Origin of the sequence: Streptomyces sp. AN091965 (assembly GCF_022698285.1) — a bacterium.
Lineage (GTDB): Bacteria > Actinomycetota > Actinomycetes > Streptomycetales > Streptomycetaceae > Streptomyces.
Genome location: NZ_JALDMY010000001.1, coordinates 3,518,976 through 3,533,280, shown reverse-complemented (window position 1 = coordinate 3,533,280; position 14,305 = coordinate 3,518,976). Strand labels below are relative to the sequence as shown.

Below are 14,305 nucleotides of genomic sequence, written 5' to 3'. Positions count from 1 at the left end.
GTCAGTGACCTCCGTCGTGGGTGAGCAGATGCAGTGGCGGGGCGCCGTCGTCCGGCAGGGGCTCGTCGGCCTCCCAGGCGCGGGCGAGCGCGCCGACCGCCGCGAGATCGCCGAGCAGGACGCCGCCGACGAGCCGGTCGCCGCGCACCACGACCTTGCGGTACGTGCCGCGGGTGGCGTCCGCGAGGCGCAGGACGTCGTCGTCGGGGTGGGCCTCGGGCTCCCCGAACGCGGCGACGTCCAGCGGGCGTTCGGCGTGCGGGAGGGTGAGGCGGGTCAGCGAGCGGGTGCCCGCGTACGGCCGCGCCGACTCCGGCGCGGTCAGGGCCGCGGCGAGGGCGTCGGCCTGGTCGAGCGCGGGCGCGGCCAGGCAGGGGGCGCGGCCCGCGTGCTCGGCGCAGTCGCCGATGGCGTGCACGCGGGGGTCGTCGGTGCGCAGCGCGTCGTCGACGACGACGCCCCGGCGCACGGCGAGGCCCGCGGCGCGGGCGAGTCCCACGCGGGGGCGGACGCCGCAGGCGAGGACGGTCAGCTCGGTGTCGAGCACGAACCCGTCCGCGAGCTCGACGGACGTCACGGCGTCCCCGTCCCCGTCGCGGCGCACGCCCCGCACCCGGCACTCCGTGTGCACCTCCACGCCGAGCCGCGTCAGATGCGCCCGCACCAGGTCCGAGGCGGCCGGGTCGAGCTGGCGCTCCATCAGCCGGTCGCCCTGCTGGGCAAGGACGACCCGGGCGCCCCGGTCGGCGAGCGCGCGGGCCGCGCAGACGCCGAGGAGGCCGCCGCCGATGACCACGGCGCGGCAGCCGGGCGCCACGGCGGCCGAGAGCGCCAGGCAGTCGTCGAGGGTGCGGAACGCGTGCACGCCGCCGGGCAGGTCCGTGGCGCCCGGCGGGAACAGGCCGCGCAGCGGGGGCAGGACCGGGTTCGCGCCGGTGGCGAGCACCAGGGTCTCGTACGACACCCGGGAGCCGTCCGCGCACCGGACCGTCCGCTCCGCGCGGTCGATCCGCACCGCCTGCGTGCGCAGGTGCCGGGCCGGGGCGGGCAGCGCGATCACCTCGGGGGTGAGCCGTCCCGCGAGCACGTCCGTGAGCAGGACGCGGTTGTACGGGGCGTGCGGTTCCTCCCCGATCAGCAGGGCGTCCGGGCCGAGCCGCGCGGCGAGCCGGGCTCCGGCGAGCCCGGCCCCCACCACGACGGTCCGCGCGCTGTGACTGGTCATGCCCCGCAGCCTGCGGCCCGGGTGTTACCCGACGGCCACCACGGTGTTTCCCCCGGGGAACGGTGACCTCAGGCCCGGACGGGGCCCGCTGTGAGGTAGGGGCCGGGCCGGGCGAAGCCGGGAGTCATGGGCGGGCGGCTTCGGTCGGGGCGTCCGCGTCAGGGGCGCGTGCCCGTCAGGTGGGCGAAGACGACCACGTTGCCCTGGTAGCCCGTGCGCTTCGAGTACGCCCCGCCGCAGGTGATCACCCGCAGCTCGGCCCGCGCCGCGGCCCCGTACACCTTCTCGTCCGGGAAGGACTTCGCGTCGTAGACCTCCACCGCGTCCACCGCGAAGAGCGCGACCGTGCCGTCGCGCCGCTCCACCTCGACGACCTGCCCCTTCTTGAGGGCCCCGAGGCGGTAGAAGACCGCGGGCCCGTCGGCGTTGTCGACGTGCCCGGCGACGATCGCCGTGCCGCGTTCGCCGGGCGTGGTGCCCGCCTCGTACCACCCGGCGAGGTTCTCCTGCCGCGGCGGCGGGACGTCGAGGCTGCCCTGGCGGGTGAGGCCGAGCCCCATCAGCGGCGCGTCCACGCCGATGGCGGGGACGCGGACGCGGTCCGGCGGCGAGGGCGGCAGCGGCGCGGCGCCGGGCGCGGAGCGCGTCCCCGGCGAGGCGGCCTGCGCGGCCGAGGGCTGCGGCGGCGGATGCCCGGCCGTGCCGCTGTGCAGCAGCCACGCGCCGGAGCACAGGGCGAGCGTGGTGACGGTCCCTATGAGCGCGGTCCCGGCCCTGCCGCGGCCCGCGCGCGGGCGGTCTGCCATGGCGTCCCCTCGGGGTTCGGGGCCCCTCCCCGCCGCCGCGGCCGCGAGGGACACGGCGGCCCGGCGGGGGGAGGGGACGGTGGTACCTGCGGACTGCGGAGGGTGTCCGTCAGATCCTGTCGCCTCTCGCCCGGCGATGCAGGAGCCAGGTACCGCCCGCGGCGGCGACGGCGAGAGCGGCCACGCCCGCCGCGGTCTGTGTGGGGTCGGGACCGAGCGCGCCGCCGACCCCCGTCTTCACGTGTCCCCTGGGATGCGCGGGCGCCCGCTCGCGCGCGGCCGCCGTGGAGGTGAGCGTCACCGTCAGATCGCCGGTGACCGTCCGGCCGCGGGCGGCGGACCCGGAGCAGCGGGCCACGATCTCGTACGTGCCGGGCTGCGCGGACGGCGGCACCCGGAACCGCCCCGTCGCCTCGGCCGCGCCCGTGGCGGAGGCCAGGGCGAACGTGCCCGCCCCCACCGCGCTCGCGTCGCCCGCCGCGGTGCCGTCCGCGCCGCACGCCGCCGTGCGCACCGTGACGGTGGTGCCGGGCGTCACCGGCGACGGCGCGATGCCGAGGCCGCCCGTGTCCGCCGCCGACGCGGGGCCTGCCAGCAGGCCCGCCGCGGCGACGGCGAGCGCGGCGGTGGTCGTCAGGTGGCGGGCGGTGCGCATGGGGCGTGCTCCTGTCGGGCCGCGTACGGGACACACCTCCGAGGTAACGTGCACTCCGCCCCGCACGCCTGCTGATGCCCCATCAGAAATGCCGCGCCGGTCCGTGCCCCGGCGCTGCCGCCGCCGCGTTCCAGCAGGTCACCGGCGTACCGACGGAAAGACTCCGAAGGCGTGGCGCGGCACCTGTGAATGGGTGACCCGGCCTCAGATCACGTCCCCGGGCACGCCCTCGTACAGGTCGGCGACCGTCGCCATGAGCTTCTCGTCGACGGGGAAGTCGTGGTCGTCGACGCGCCGGACGGGGGAGACGCCCCAGGAGTTCGTGACGAAGGCGGCCCGGTAGGAGGGCAGGTCCCGCAGGAACACCGGACCCCGCCGGGTGGGGAGCCCGGCGTCCGCGAGCCGGGGTTCGAGCAGCCCCATGGTGATGCCGCGCAGGTGCGGCGCCTCGGGCCAGACGACCTCGCGCCCGTCGAAGAAGGCCACGTTCGTCACCGCGCCCTCGCTGACCGCGCCGTCCGGGCCGGTGAGCAGCGCCTCGTCGTAGCCGAGCCGCTCCGCCTCGCGCCGGTGGTACGTCTGCCCGAAGCCGCCCAGGTGCTTGAGGTGCGCGGCGGGCCGTACGTACGGGACGGACTTCAGGGACTGCGCCCGCTCGGCCATGGTCGCGGGCAGCTCGACGGGCGGGCGGACGGTGACCATCAGGGAGGGCTCGCCGTCCGGGGCGTGCACGTAGACGCGCACGGCGGCGTTCAGGAGCACCCCGCCGGCCGTCCCGCCGCCCGCGCCGCCGCCCGTTCCGCCGTTCGCGGAGCCGTCCCCGGCGAGCGCGTGCCGGATCGCCGCGCGGACCCGGTCGCCGTCCAGGCCCTGGTCGAAGAGCTCGCGGCTCGCCGCGTCGAGCCGCTCCAGGTGGAGCGAGAGGCCGCGCACCGTGCCGCCCCTGACCTGCATCGCGGTGAAGTGTCCGAAGCCGTCGAGGGCGCGGGCGCGCAGCTGCTCGGCGGTGGCCGGGGCCCCGTCGATCTCCAGGCGGTCGGGGGCGGCGGGGTTCGAAGTCGTCATGGGGACCACCGTACGGACGCGCTCACCGGCGGGGACGGGCGGGAGTGGCCCCGGCGCCCGTGCCGGGGGCGGCCCCCGGGGTCAGTCCTCCAGCAGACGGCGCGGCCCCGGCCCGTGCGCGGCCAGCTCGTCCCACGGGTTCGACAGGGCGCACTTGTCGAGCGAGAGGCAGCCGCAGCCGATGCAGTCCGTGAGGTTGTCGCGCAGCCGCCGCAGCGTGCGGATGCGCTGGTCGAGGTCGTCCCGCCAGCACTCGGATATCCGGGCCCAGTCCTCGCGGGTCGGCGTGCGGTCCTCCGGCAGCAGGGCGAGCACCTCGCGGATCGTGGCCAGCGGGATGCCGAGCCGCTGCGAGGTGCGGATGAAGGCCACGCGGCGCAGCGTGTCCCGGCTGTAGCGGCGCTGGTTGCCGCTGGTGCGGCGGCTGGTGATGAGCCCCTCCCGCTCGTAGAAGCGCAAGGCGGAAGGCGCCACTCCGCTGCGCTCGGCGAGCTCGCCGACGGTGGCTTCCTTGGCGTCCGGTGCGAGGTGCGCGGTCATGCCGACAGATTAGTCACGGAAGCCGCTTGACCTAAACCATGGTTTAGCTAAGAGGCTTGCCGCATGAACACCACCACCGACGTCTCCCCGTCCCCCGCCGCCGCCCTGTCCGCCACGGCCGCGAAGCCCGTGAAGGTCGCCGTCGTCGTCGGCAGCAACCGCGAGGGCCGCTTCGGCCCGGTCGTCGCCGAGTGGCTGCTGCGCCACGTGCGCGAGCACCAGGGCTTCGAGGTCGACGTCGTCGACCTCGCCGAGGTCGACCTGCCGACCTCCCTCTCGCACCGGCCGGACGCCGCGACCCGCGCCGAGCTCGCCAAGGTCTCCCCGAAGCTGGCCGCCGCCGACGCCTTCGTCGTCCTCACGCCCGAGTACAACCACTCCTACCCCGCGTCCCTGAAGAGCCTGATCGACTGGCACCACCCCGAGTGGCAGGCCAAGCCCATCGCGTTCGTCTCCTACGGCGGGCTCTCCGGCGGCCTGCGCTCGGTCGAGCACCTGCGCCCGGTCTTCGCCGAGCTGCACGCCGTCACCATCCGCGACACCGTCTCCTTCCACAACGCGGGCGCCCTCTTCGACGACGAGGGCAACCACAAGGAGCCCGCGGCCGCCGACGCCGCCGCGAAGGCGATGCTGGACCAGCTCGCGTGGTGGGCGTGGGCGCTGCGCGCGGCCAAGGAGGTCCGGCCGTACGGGAGCTGACCCCGTGCGCCGCTCACGCCTGAGGCAGCCGGACGACCGCGACCGCGCCGCCGTCCGGCGCGTTGGCCAGCTCCACCCGGGCGCCGACGACCGCGGCCTGGCCGAGCGCGATGGTCAGGCCGAGCCCGGTGCCCTGGCCGCGCTCGCGGGCACCGGTCTCGAACCGCTGCGGGCCCGCGCGAAGCAGGTGCTCGGGGAAGCCGGGCCCGTGGTCGCGCACGGTCACCACGGCCCCGTCGACGCTGAGGTCGACGGGGTCGCCGCCGTGCCGCCGTGCGTTGCCGACGAGGTTCGCCAGGATCCGCTCGAGACGGCGGGCGTCGGTCCGTACGAGCCGCTCCCCGGAGCTTCGGAACCGTACGCCGCGGTCCGTGGACTGCCCCGCGAAGAGCCCCCGTTGGGCCATCCCCTCGACGAGCGCGCCGAGCGGGTGCACGTCCAGGTCGGGCCGCTCCACGTCCGCGTCGAGCCGCGCCACCTCAAGCAGGTCCTCCGTCAGCGCGCGCAGCGCGCACACCCGGTCGCGCACCAGCTCCGTCGGGCGGCTCGGCGGAAGCAGCTCGGCGGCGGTGTGCAGTCCGGTCAGCGGGGTGCGCAGCTCGTGCGCCACGTCCGCGGTGAACCGCTGCTCGGCCTCCAGGCGCCGCTGGAGCGTCGCGGCCATCGTGTCGACGGCCGTCGCCAGGTCGGCGACCTCGTTCCTGCCGTGCCGGAAGCCGGGCGGCAGCGGATGGCCGATGCGGGCGTCCAGGTCGCCCTGGCTGATGCGGCGGGCGATGGCGGCCGCGGCCCGCAGATCACGGCTGAGCCTGCTGGCGAGCGCGGCGCCCCCGAGCGCGGCGAGCGCGACGACGACGGCACCGGACACCAGGAGCTGCTGGTCGAACTCGGCCATCTCCCCGGCCTGTTCGCGCAGCGGCAGCCGCACGGACAGGACCCGGTCGCCGACCGGGCGCGCCGCCCACACCGCCGGGTCGCCGGACTCCATGTCGAGGTACGTGCCGCGCCGCCCGGCGAGCGCGGCCGCGCGCAGCGGCTCCGGCAGGCCTGGCGCGTCGAGGGCGGAGTGCGTGCCGTCCCGGGTGCCGTCCTGGTCGACCTGGCCCGTCAGCTCGTACAGCTGCCGCACCCGCACCAGCTGCGCGGTCGCCCCGGAGCGCGCGCTCGCGCCGACCTGGTCGAGCCGCGCCTGGTGGACGAGGAGCCCGATCGCCACGGCCACGACCGCGCAGCCCGCGGCGAGCAGCGCGGCGATCTTCCAGCGCAGGCCGAGGGTGTTGAGCGGGGCGAGCACGCGGCGCGGGGCCCGCACGAGCCACCGGGCGCGGCCTTCCACGCCATCGGCCTGTCCGGGCGTCACGAGCGGGTTCCCGGGCGGGCGGGGGGCGTGGACGACGGCGTGGGCGGTGGCGTGGACGACGGCTCGGACGACGGCTCGGACGACGGCCCGGGCGCCGGGGAATCGCCGCCGCCGTGGCCGGGGGAGCGGTCCGGCTTCCGGTAGTTCTTGGTGTCGCTGACCGTCGACATCCGCTTGCCGTCCCAGTGGTAGCGCACGGCCTGCTCGCCGCCGTCGGCGCACGGGCTGCGCACCAGCAGATCGGTGCCGAGCACCTCCACGGCGATCCGCTTGCCCGCGGTGAAGAGCACCGGGTAGACCTTGCCGCCGCGCTCGGCGTAGACGACGACCGCGCTGCGCCCGCTCTCCAGGTCGATCGCGAGCAGCAGCTCCGGCCTGCCGTCCCCGGACAGGTCGACGAGCACCGGCGGCCGGATCCCGGAGCGCCCCGGCTTCTCGATCATCGGCCGGTCCGCGAGCGTCCTGAGGCGCGGGTCCGCGCGCAGCAGCTCCCGCACGTCTAGCCCGGCGAGCCCGCGGGGGCCGAGCTCGCCGAGGCCGTCGAGCGGCTCGGGCGGCGGCAGCTTCGTCGCGGTCTCGGCGCCCGGCGCCGACGGCGTCGTACCGGACCAGCCGGGCCACAGCGGCTTCGGGCTCGGCTGCACCGACACCGGCGGCGCGGGCTCACCCGCGTCGAGGCCGCCGCTCGCCCCGCAGGCGCAGAGCACGGCGACGGTCAGGACGGCCAGGGGCACGCCCAGGAGGAGGCGGAGACGCAGAGTCATGAGGGGACCGATGGACGACGGAGGCTGGGCGGCGGCCGGCCCGAGGGACGCACCGGGAGTGCGGCACGGGACCGGCCACCTGGGGTCGACGCTAGGAAGGACGCATCACGGAAACCGGGAGGTTGTGTAACAGCCGTCACTAAAGCCGGGAAAACCCCCAGCTCGGGACCTTCGGCCAGGCCGGTAGCCTCCCCAGCGCACCGGCCCTTCCCCGCGCGGGGCCTTCCCGTACAGGTTGATGTTGAGCTTCTTGGCGATCCGGGCCCTTCCCCGCGCGCGGGGCCTTCCCGTACGAAAGGAACACACGCCGTGACGGAACCGAGCACGCCCGCCTTCCTGCTGGTCCTGACCACCACGGACACCGCCGACAAGGCGGACACCCTGGCGCGCGCCGCGGTCGAGGCCCGCCTCGCCGCCTGCGCCCAGATCAACGGCCCCGTCACCTCCGTCTACCGCTGGGACGGCGCCGTGGAGACGGCCCGCGAGTGGCAGGTGTTCCTGAAGACGACGCAGGAGCGGTACGCCGCCCTGGAGTCCTGGCTGCTCCAGACCCACGACTACGAGACCCCGGAGATCATCGCCACCCCCGTCACCCGCGGCAGCGCGGCCTACCTGGGCTGGCTCGCGGAGGAGACCGCCGAGTGACCGAGCGGCTGCCGTTCTTCGTGTACGGAACGCTGCGCCCGCGCGGGCGCAACCACGCCATCCTGTCCGGACGCGTCCTGACCTGCGCGCCCGCCCTGCTCCCCGACGCCGTCCTGTACGCCGGACCCGGCTACCCGTACGCGGTCCGGGCCCCCGGCGCGGGCCCCGTCCACGGCGACCTCGTGACCGCGCGCCCCGAGACGTACGGGCGGCTGCTCGCCGACCTCGACCACCTGGAGGAGCACGTCCCCGGCGACCCGCGCAGCCTCTACCTCCGCGAGGCCCTCCCCGTCGTCCGCGAGGACGGCACGACGGCGCGGGCCTGGGTGTACGTGGCGCCCCCGCCCCTGGCCGCACGCCTCAGGGCCACGGCGGAGCCGCTGCGCGGCGGCTCCTGGCTCACCCCGGCCCCGTCGGAGCCTCCAGTGCCTCCAGGCGGACCGCGCACACCTTGAACTCCGGCATCCGCGACACCGGGTCCAGCGCGGGGTGGGTCAGGACGTTGGCCCGCCCCTCGCCGGGCCAGTGGAACGGCATGAACACCGTGTCGGGCCGGATGCCGGGCGTGACCCGCGCGGGCGCGGTGGCCCGGCCGCGCCGCGACACCACGGCGACCGGCTCCCCGTCGGCCACCCCGACCCGCGCCGCGAGCCGCGGATGGAGCTCCACGAAGGGCCCCGGCGCGGCGGCGTTCAGCTCGGCCACGCGCCGCGTCTGCGCCCCCGACTGGTACTGGGCGAGCACCCGCCCCGTGGTGAGGATCACGGGGTACTCCGCGTCCGGCTCCTCGGCGGCCGCCCGGTGCGACACCGCCACGAACCGGGCCCGCCCGTCCTCGGTGGCGAACCGCTCCAGGAACAGCCGCGGCGTCCCGGCATCCGGGGCCCCACCCGCCCCGTGCCCGTCCCCGTCCCCGTCCTCAGGGCAGGGCCAGAACACCCCCTCGCCGTCGCCCTCCGCGAGGCGTGCGTACGTGATGCCCGAGTAGTCCGCGAGGCCGCCCGCGCTGGCGCGGCGCAGCTCGTCGAAGACCTCCTCCGGCTCGGCCGGGAAGCCCTTGCCGTGGCCGAGGCGGTCCGCGAGGCCGTGGAGCACGTCGAGGTCGCCGCGCACCCCGGGCGGGGGGTCCACCGCCTTGCGCCGCAGCAGCACCCGGCCCTCCAGGTTCGTCACCGTGCCGGTCTCCTCGGCCCACTGCGTCACCGGCAGGACGACGTCGGCGAGCGCGGCGGTCTCCGAGAGCACCACGTCCGCGACCGCCAGGAAGTCGAGGGACCTGATCCGCTCCTCCACGTGCGCGGCCCGGGGCGCCGACACCACCGGGTTGGAGCCCATGAGCAGCAGCGCCCGCACGTCCCCGCCGAGCGCGTCGAGCAGTTCGTACGCCGACCGTCCCGGCCCCGGCAGCGCATCCGGGTCCACGCCCCACACCGCCGCCACGTGCGCACGCGCCGCGGGGTCCGTCAGCTTGCGGTAGCCCGGCAGTTGGTCGGCCTTCTGACCGTGCTCACGGCCGCCCTGCCCGTTGCCCTGCCCGGTCAGACAGCCGTACCCGGACAGTGGCCGCCCGGGCCTGCCCGTCGCCAGGCACAGATTGATCCACGCGGCCACCGTGTCCGTGCCCTTCGCCTGCTGCTCGGGGCCGCGCGCGGTGAGCACCATGGCGTGCTCGGCCGCGCAGAACCGCCGTACGGCATCCCGCAGTTGAGGCACCGGAACGCCCGTGATCCGCTCCACGTGCTCCGGCCAGTGCGCCATCGCTGCCGCCCGCGCCTCGGCCCAGCCGCTGGTGCGCGCGGCCACGTACTCCTCGTCGACGTGACCCTCGGTCACCACCAGGTGCAGCAGGCCGAGGGCGAGCGCCAGATCCGTGCCGGGGCGCGGCGCCAGATGCAGATCGGCCTGCTCGGCGGTGCGGGTGCGGCGCGGATCGACGACGACCAGCGAGCCGCCGTTGTTCCTCATCTCTGTGAGGTGGCGCAGCGCGGGCGGCATCGTCTCCGCCAGGTTCGAGCCGACGAGCAGCACGCACCCGGTGCGGGCCACGTCCGCCAGCGGGAACGGCAGCCCCCGGTCGAGGCCGAACGCCCGCTGCCCCGCCGCCGCGGCGGACGACATGCAGAACCGCCCGTTGTAGTCGATCTGCGAGGTCCCGAGCACCACCCGCGCGAACTTGCCGAGCGCGTACGCCTTCTCGTTGGTGAGCCCGCCGCCGCCGAACACCCCGCACGCGTCCGCGCCGTGCGCCGCGCGCGTCCGGGCGAGCCCCTCGGCCACGCGGTCCAGGGCCTCCTCCCAGGTGGCCGGTACGAGCCCGCCCGTGGCGTGGGATCGGACGAGGGGCTCGGTCAGACGCACCCGGGAGGAGAGCACCTCGGGTGCCGTGCGGCCCTTGCCGCACAGCGCGCCCCCGTTGACGGGGAACGCGGGCCGCTCCACAACCTTCACGCCTTCGCCCTCGCGCGCAAGCCCCATGCCGCACTGGAGCGCGCAGTACGGACAGTGGGTGGGCGTGACGGCACCGGACGGGGCGTCCTGAACGGGAGGGGAGGGCTGCATGCCCGCCACTTTTCCCCGCGCGTGTTTCCCGCCCTGACACGGCGGGTTACGCGCACGGTACGCGGGGCTCCACGGGACGCTCCGGCGTCTGTGAGCGAAGCGTTGGGGCCGGGCGGGCGGAGCTGGGGAGCCATGGGGGGGCGGGCACGCCGGGAAATCAGCGGCAGCGCGGAGCGACGGGGCCGGTCCGGCGAAGCCGGGGAGTGACGGGTGGGCGGGTGGGGGAATCCCGCCGCGGTAGCGGTGGGCACGGTGGGGCACCAGCGGCAGCGCGGAGCGTCGGGGCCGGGCGGACGAAGCCGGGGAGCCACGGGTGGGCGGGAGGGAGGGCCCCGCACAAGGCGCCCACGCCAGAAACCGCCCCGCAACAGCAAGGCAACGCGCCCCCGCCACCCTCACCCCATGACACCGCCCCACCCCGCCGAGAACCAGGCCCCGGCCCTGATAGCCGTGGCGCACGGCAGCCGCGACCCCCGCGCCCTGGCCACCGCCACCGCGCTGCTCGCCGCGACCCGCGCCCACCGCCCCGGCCTGGACGTCCGCCTCGCCCACATCGAGCTCACCCGCCCCCTGCTGGACGAAACCCTCCACGACCTGGGGCCCAGGCCCGCCGTCCTCGTACCGCTCCTCCTCAGCCACGGCCACCACGCCCGGCACGACATCCCCGCCGTGGCGGCCACGCACCCGCGCTCGCGCGTGGCCGCCCCGCTGGGCCCGCACCCGCTGCTCACGGAGGTCCTGCACGCCCGCCTCCTGGAGGCGGGCTGGCCCGCGGCCACCGGCAGCCACGGCGTCGTCCTCGCCGCCGCGGGCTCCCGCGACCCCGCGTACGCCGCCGACACGCGCCGCGCCGCCGCCCTGCTCGCCCGCCGCCTCGGCGTGCCCGTCGTCCCCGGCTACGCCGCTCCCACCCCCGCGACACCCACCGGCGTGACCGCCGCCGTGCGCGGCCTCACCGCCGCCGGGGTCCGCCGCGTCGCCGTCGCCTCGTACTTCACGGCGCCCGGCCGCTTCGCCACCGAGGCCGCCGCCGCCACGCCGTGGCTCGCCGCCGCCCCGCTCGGCGCGCACCCGGCCCTCGCCGCGCTCCTGCTGCACCGCTACGACCAGGCGCGTTCCGCCGATCGCGCCCCGGCGCCGCCGCGGTGCCCGGCGCCCGCCTGACGGGGCCGCGGCGCGCCCCGCCGGCGCCTGCGTCTACTGTCGGGGCATGGCAGGCACCGCACCGCACGCCCGGACCGAGCACACGGCGGACCCCTCCGCCTATGACGAAGCCGCCGCCGAGCGCTGGGCCGCCGAGCCCGACAAACGGCCGGGGCGCACCGCCTTCCAGCGGGACCGCGCGCGCGTCCTGCACTCCGCGGCGCTGCGCCGCCTCGCCGGAAAGACCCAGGTGGTCACACCAGGCACGAAGAGCCAGGCCTGGGACGCCAGTGCCCGCACCCGCCTCACCCACTCCCTGGAGTGCGCCCAGGTCGGCCGCGAGCTGGGCGCCGCCCTCGGCTGCGACCCGGACCTGGTGGAGACCGCCTGCCTCTCCCACGACCTCGGCCACCCGCCCTTCGGGCACAACGGCGAACAGGCGCTGAACGACCTGGCCCAGGACTGCGGCGGCTTCGAGGGCAACGCCCAGTCCCTGCGCCTGCTCACCCGCATCGAGCCCAAGCGCTTCGTCCTCAGCCCGGACACCGGCGACCTGGTCAGCGTGGGCCTGAACCTCACCAGGGCCGCCCTGGACGCCGCCACCAAGTACCCCTGGCCGCGCGGCGCCCACCCCACTGATCCTGACTCCGTGAAGTTCGGCGTCTACGAGGACGACCGGCCCGTCTTCGACTGGGTCCGCAAGGGCGCCCCCGGCCACCGCACCTGCTTCGAGGCGCAGATCATGGACTGGTCGGACGACGTCGCGTACTCGGTGCACGACGTGGAGGACGGCCTGCACGCGGGCCACATCGATCCGAACGCGCTGCACGCCGAGCCCGAGCGCCGGGACGTGTACGCGGTCGCCATCGGCCGCTACGTCCCCGCGGACACCGACCCCGAAGAGCTCGCCGCGGCCCTCGACCGCCTCCAGGACCAGGAGTGGTGGCCGCACGGCTACGACGGGTCCGCCGTCGCCCAGGCCCGTCTCAAGGACGCCACCAGCCAGCTCATCGGCCGCTTCTGCCTCGCCGCCGAGACCGCGACCCGCGCGCGGTACGGCACGGGCCGGCTCACGCGCTACGCCGCCGAGCTCGTCGTCCCGCGCGAGGCGCGCCTGGAGTGCGCGGTCCTCAAGGCCGTCGCCGACCGCTATGTGATGCAGCGCCCCGCCCAGACCCGGCTCCGCGCCGACCAGCGCGTCTGCGTCGCCGAGCTCGCCGACGCGCTCACCGCGCGCGCCCCCGAGGGCCTCGACCCCCAGTTCCGCGCCCTGTACGACGCGGCGCCCGACGACCGCGCCGCCCAGCGCGTGGTCATCGACCAGATCGCGTCGCTCACGGACGCCGCCGCCCGTTCCCTGCACGCGCGGCTCACCGGATCGTCCCGGAACGCGCACAGTGGTGAGTGACCGGGGAGGTGACCACAGGATGTGACGGAAAGTGGCCGGATTGGGGTACAACCCCTTCCGCCCTCACGCTGCGTGCGGGACTCTCCCAGTGGACTCAAAGGTTTCGAGGAGGCATCAAGTGGTCGACGCGGATCAGACGTTCGTCATCGTCGGAGGAGGTCTCGCGGGTGCGAAAGCGGCGGAGACGCTCCGCGCCGAGGGCTTCACCGGCCGGGTGATCCTCATCGGGGACGAGCGCGACCACCCGTACGAACGCCCACCGCTCTCGAAGGGGTACCTCCTCGGCAAGGAGGAGCGCGACAGCGTCTTCGTCCACGAGCCCGCGTGGTACGCACAGGCGGACGTCGAGCTGCACCTCGGTCAGACCGTCGTCGCCATAGACCGTGCCGCGCACACCGTCCGGCTCGGCGACGGCACCGTCATCCGTTACGACAAGCTGCTGCTCGCCACCGGCGCCGAGCCCCGCCGTCTCGACGTGCCGGGCACCGGGCTCGCGGGCGTGCACCACCTGCGCCGCCTGGCCCACGCCGACCGGCTCCGCCACGTCCTGGCCGCGCTCGGCCGCGACAACGGCCACCTGGTGATCGCGGGCGCCGGCTGGATCGGCCTCGAAGTCGCCGCGGCGGCACGGGAGTACGGCGCGGAGGTCACCGTCGTCGAGCCCGAGCCGACCCCGCTGCACTCCGTCCTCGGCCCCGAGGTCGGCCAGATGTTCGCCGACCTGCACGCCGAGCACGGCGTCCGCTTCCACTTCGGGGCCCGCCTCACCGAGATCACCGGGCAGGACGGCATGGTCCTCGCCGCCCGCACGGACGACGGCGAGGAGCACCCGGCGCACGACGTGCTCGCCGCCATCGGCGCCGCCCCGCGCACCGCCCTCGCGGAGTCCGCGGGCCTCGCCCTCGTCGACCGCGCGGACGGCGGCGGCATCGCCGTGGACATCAGCCTGCGCACCTCCGACCCGGACGTCTACGCCGCCGGGGACGTGGCCGCCGTCCGGCACCCGCTCTTCGACACCCGCCTGCGCGTCGAGCACTGGGCCAACGCCCTCAACGGCGGCCCGGCCGCCGCCCGCGCCATGCTCGGCAAGGAGGTCACCTACGACCGCGTGCCGTACTTCTTCTCCGACCAGTACGACGTCGGCCTGGAGTACTCGGGCTGGGCGCCCCCGGGCACGTACGACCAGGTGGTGATCCGCGGAGACGCGGGCAAGCGCGAGTTCATCGCCTTCTGGCTGAGCGAGGGCCAGGTCCTCGCCGGGATGAACGTCAATGTGTGGGACGTCACGGAGACCATCCAGAAGCTCATCAGGTCCGCCGCCCGCCCCGACCCCGACGCCCTCGCCGACCCGTCCCGCCCCCTGACGGCCCTGCTCGACTAGCTCCCCGGACGCCGGACGGGCTGGGTCTTCCAGCCCCTCCGGCGTTCGAGGAGCG

At 76.2% G+C, this 14,305-nt stretch carries 14 protein-coding genes; 6 read left to right on the top strand and 8 right to left on the bottom strand.

Annotated elements, in window-relative coordinates:
- Position 1: 1 nt before the first annotated feature.
- The 5 genes from MQV74_RS14765 to soxR form a co-directional block, all read right to left on the bottom strand.
- Positions 2-1,225: an NAD(P)/FAD-dependent oxidoreductase gene (locus tag MQV74_RS14765; protein WP_242717822.1), complete on the bottom strand. Its 1,224-nt coding sequence runs from the start codon at positions 1,223-1,225 to the stop codon at positions 2-4.
- Between the two features lie 158 nt (positions 1,226-1,383).
- Positions 1,384-2,031, bottom strand: coding sequence for a class F sortase (locus MQV74_RS14760; RefSeq protein ID WP_242717820.1), 648 nt, complete (start codon positions 2,029-2,031; stop codon positions 1,384-1,386).
- Between the two features lie 109 nt (positions 2,032-2,140).
- Complete coding sequence (locus MQV74_RS14755) at positions 2,141-2,686, bottom strand: hypothetical protein (protein WP_242717818.1); 546 nt, start codon at positions 2,684-2,686, stop codon at positions 2,141-2,143.
- Between the two features lie 204 nt (positions 2,687-2,890).
- On the bottom strand, positions 2,891-3,751 hold the full coding sequence (locus MQV74_RS14750; RefSeq protein WP_242717816.1) for an aminotransferase class IV: 861 nt from the start codon (positions 3,749-3,751) through the stop codon (positions 2,891-2,893).
- Between the two features lie 81 nt (positions 3,752-3,832).
- The gene (gene soxR, locus MQV74_RS14745) at positions 3,833-4,291 is read right to left on the bottom strand and encodes a redox-sensitive transcriptional activator SoxR (protein ID WP_242717814.1); all 459 of its coding nucleotides are present in this window, start codon (positions 4,289-4,291) and stop codon (positions 3,833-3,835) included.
- A 63-nt stretch (positions 4,292-4,354) separates the two neighbouring features.
- Here soxR and MQV74_RS14740 point away from each other — a divergent pair, with 63 nt between their 5' ends.
- Positions 4,355-4,990: an NADPH-dependent FMN reductase gene (locus MQV74_RS14740; RefSeq protein ID WP_242717812.1), complete on the top strand. Its 636-nt coding sequence runs from the start codon at positions 4,355-4,357 to the stop codon at positions 4,988-4,990.
- 13 nt (positions 4,991-5,003) lie between these two features.
- On the opposite strand, the gene MQV74_RS14735 is transcribed toward MQV74_RS14740, so the two are convergent.
- Positions 5,004-6,350: a sensor histidine kinase gene (locus MQV74_RS14735; RefSeq protein WP_242717810.1), complete on the bottom strand. Its 1,347-nt coding sequence runs from the start codon at positions 6,348-6,350 to the stop codon at positions 5,004-5,006.
- On the bottom strand, positions 6,347-7,114 hold the full coding sequence (locus tag MQV74_RS14730) for a hypothetical protein (protein WP_242717808.1): 768 nt from the start codon (positions 7,112-7,114) through the stop codon (positions 6,347-6,349). The genes MQV74_RS14735 and MQV74_RS14730 overlap by 4 nt, the downstream gene beginning before the upstream one ends.
- 309 nt (positions 7,115-7,423) lie before the next feature.
- On the opposite strand from MQV74_RS14730, the gene cutA reads away from it, so the two are divergent.
- Complete coding sequence (cutA, locus tag MQV74_RS14725) at positions 7,424-7,759, top strand: divalent-cation tolerance protein CutA (protein ID WP_242717806.1); 336 nt, start codon at positions 7,424-7,426, stop codon at positions 7,757-7,759.
- The gene (locus MQV74_RS14720; protein WP_242717804.1) at positions 7,756-8,214 is read left to right on the top strand and encodes a gamma-glutamylcyclotransferase family protein; all 459 of its coding nucleotides are present in this window, start codon (positions 7,756-7,758) and stop codon (positions 8,212-8,214) included. Before cutA ends, MQV74_RS14720 begins: the two co-directional genes overlap by 4 nt.
- Here MQV74_RS14720 and MQV74_RS14715 read toward each other — a convergent pair.
- Positions 8,159-10,318, bottom strand: a complete 2,160-nt coding sequence (locus tag MQV74_RS14715; RefSeq protein ID WP_242717802.1) for a molybdopterin oxidoreductase family protein — start codon at positions 10,316-10,318, stop codon at positions 8,159-8,161. The genes MQV74_RS14720 and MQV74_RS14715 overlap by 56 nt on opposite strands.
- A 402-nt stretch (positions 10,319-10,720) precedes the next feature.
- On the opposite strand from MQV74_RS14715, the gene MQV74_RS14710 reads away from it, so the two are divergent.
- From MQV74_RS14710 to MQV74_RS14700, 3 genes are all read left to right on the top strand, one after another.
- Positions 10,721-11,482 carry a sirohydrochlorin chelatase gene (locus MQV74_RS14710; protein WP_242717800.1) on the top strand — a complete coding sequence of 254 codons (762 nt, stop codon included), beginning with the start codon at positions 10,721-10,723 and terminating at the stop codon, positions 11,480-11,482.
- A gap of 46 nt (positions 11,483-11,528) precedes the next feature.
- Positions 11,529-12,869 (top strand): deoxyguanosinetriphosphate triphosphohydrolase, encoded by a 1,341-nt coding sequence (locus tag MQV74_RS14705; RefSeq protein ID WP_242717798.1) that lies wholly within the window; start codon positions 11,529-11,531, stop codon positions 12,867-12,869.
- A 118-nt stretch (positions 12,870-12,987) separates the two neighbouring features.
- Positions 12,988-14,250: an NAD(P)/FAD-dependent oxidoreductase gene (locus tag MQV74_RS14700; protein WP_242717796.1), complete on the top strand. Its 1,263-nt coding sequence runs from the start codon at positions 12,988-12,990 to the stop codon at positions 14,248-14,250.
- Positions 14,251-14,305 lie beyond the last annotated feature (55 nt).

Coding starts and splice junctions, on each gene's coding strand:
- MQV74_RS14765 (WP_242717822.1), bottom strand. CDS start 1,225: ATGACCAGTCACAGCGCGCGGACCGTCGTGGTGGGGGCCGGGCTCGCC.
- MQV74_RS14760 (WP_242717820.1), bottom strand. CDS start 2,031: ATGGCAGACCGCCCGCGCGCGGGCCGCGGCAGGGCCGGGACCGCGCTC.
- MQV74_RS14755 (WP_242717818.1), bottom strand. CDS start 2,686: ATGCGCACCGCCCGCCACCTGACGACCACCGCCGCGCTCGCCGTCGCC.
- MQV74_RS14750 (WP_242717816.1), bottom strand. CDS start 3,751: ATGACGACTTCGAACCCCGCCGCCCCCGACCGCCTGGAGATCGACGGG.
- soxR (WP_242717814.1), bottom strand. CDS start 4,291: ATGACCGCGCACCTCGCACCGGACGCCAAGGAAGCCACCGTCGGCGAG.
- MQV74_RS14740 (WP_242717812.1), top strand. CDS start 4,355: ATGAACACCACCACCGACGTCTCCCCGTCCCCCGCCGCCGCCCTGTCC.
- MQV74_RS14730 (WP_242717808.1), bottom strand. CDS start 7,114: ATGACTCTGCGTCTCCGCCTCCTCCTGGGCGTGCCCCTGGCCGTCCTG.
- MQV74_RS14715 (WP_242717802.1), bottom strand. CDS start 10,318: ATGCAGCCCTCCCCTCCCGTTCAGGACGCCCCGTCCGGTGCCGTCACG.
- MQV74_RS14710 (WP_242717800.1), top strand. CDS start 10,721: ATGACACCGCCCCACCCCGCCGAGAACCAGGCCCCGGCCCTGATAGCC.
- MQV74_RS14705 (WP_242717798.1), top strand. CDS start 11,529: ATGGCAGGCACCGCACCGCACGCCCGGACCGAGCACACGGCGGACCCC.